The sequence below is a fragment of the Aeromicrobium sp. PFPM2_SD2 genome (genome assembly GCF_057364525.1).
The window spans coordinates 1-1787 of the sequence record NZ_JBNFNZ010000483.1; the positions used below are offsets into that span (position 1 = coordinate 1).

General features: G+C 73.7%; 2 protein-coding genes. Both read left to right on the forward strand.

The window, feature by feature from the left end:
• On the forward strand, positions 1-831 hold an 831-nt coding region (locus AC2W7G_RS15365), incomplete at its 5' end, for a dolichyl-phosphate-mannose--protein mannosyltransferase (protein WP_485869206.1).
• A 151-nt stretch (positions 832-982) separates the two neighbouring features.
• Positions 983-1787 (forward strand): carboxylate-amine ligase (locus tag AC2W7G_RS15370; protein ID WP_485869207.1); only part of this gene is annotated, 805 nt, incomplete at its 3' end.

Here is a 1787-nt window from a genome sequence, read left to right on the forward strand (position 1 = left end):
GCCGGGCCCGCCCTCGGCCCGCGGCCGGGGCTGCTGCTGACGACGCTGCGCGTGGGCGCCCCGGCCTTCGTCACGCTGGTCGGGCTGGCGCTGGTCGTCTACCTGCTGAGCTGGACCGGCTGGCTGGTGCACCACGAGGCGTACGAGCTGCGCTTCGGCCGCGGCTACGGCGACGCCGCACCCTGGGGCTCGTACGTCGGCCAGGAGCCGGGGTCGTGGTGGGCCGAGGCCTGGAACGCGCTGCGCTCGCTGTGGCACTTCCACGTCATGGCCTACGACTTCCACACCGGCGACTACCTGGCCGAGCAGACGCACCCCTACCAGTCGCACCCGCTCGGCTGGCTCGTGCTCGAGCGTCCGGTCGGGGTCGACGCGCAGAACGACCTGCCGGCCGCGACGTGCGGAGCCCCGGCCGACTCCTCCTGCATGCGCGAGGTGCTGGTGCTCGGCAACCCGGCCGTGTGGTGGGCGGGGGTGCTGGCCCTCGTCGCCTCGCTGGTGGCTTGGGTGCGCACCCGCCGCTGGACCTGGTCGGTGCCCGTTCTCGGGCTGCTGGCCACGTGGGTGCCGTGGTTCCTCAGCACCGACCGGCCGATCTTCCTGTTCTACGCCGTCGCGATCCTGCCGTTCACGATCATCGCGATCGCACTGGTCGTCGACGCGCTGCGCCGCCGGCTGCACGGACGGGCCCGGCTCGCGCTGCACGTCGTCCTGGGTCTGTACCTGGCCACCGTCGTCGTGCTGTTCGTCTACTTCCACCCGATCTGGACCGACGCGCTGATCTCCTACGACCAGTGGCGCTCGCGCATGTGGTTCTCCCGCTGGATCTAGCCCCTCGCTCCCGTCGGCGGTGACCTGGCGTCCACCGCTCGCGCGTGGCGGTGATCTGGCGTCCACCCGGGGCGCCCGCGTGGACGCTGCCTCACCGCCGAACGCCGTAACCCGAGTTGCCGCCGCCACGGCCGGGCACCACGATCGCTGCGTGACGGTGCGCAGCGTGGGTGTGGAGGAAGAGCTGCTGCTGGTCGACCCCGGGACGCTGCGGCTCAAGGCCGTGTCGGACCGCGTGGTGGGCCGCGGCGACGACGAGCTGGAGCAGGAGCTGTTCCTGACCCAGGTGGAGATCGCCAGCGACCCCTCGGCCGACCTGGACGACGTGGTCGCCGACCTGCGCGGACGCCGGCGGCGCGCTGCCGAGGTCGCGTCCGAGGCCGGCGCCACGATCATGGCCGCCCCGACGCCCGTGCTCCCCGACCCGGACTCCGAGGTCACCCCGAAGGCGCGCTACCAGCGCATGATGGGCCGCTTCGGCGAGCTCGGACGCCAGGCGGTCGCCTGCGGCATGCACGTCCACGTCGACGTGGACGGGCCGGACGAGGCCGTCGGAGTCGTCGACCGGCTGCGCCCCTGGCTCCCGGTCATCCAGGCCGTCTCGACCAACTCGCCCTACAACGAGGGCGTCGACACCGGCTACGCGTCGTGGCGCGCCCAGGTGTGGGACGCGTGGCCGAGCGCCGGGCCCACCGAGCCGTTCGGCGACGCCGAGCAGTACCGGGCCGCGGTGAAGCGGCTCGTGGCGTCGGGCGCGGCGATCGACGAGGCGATGATCTACCTCGACGCGCGTCTGGCCCGCGCGTACCCGACCGTCGAGGTGCGGGTCGCGGACGTCTGCACCGACCTGGGCACCACGGCGCTGGTCGCCGCCCTCATCCGCGCGACGATCGCCACCGTCGCGCAGGAGCACGCCGAGGGCCGACCGCTCGCCCCCTGGCGGGTCGACCTGCTGC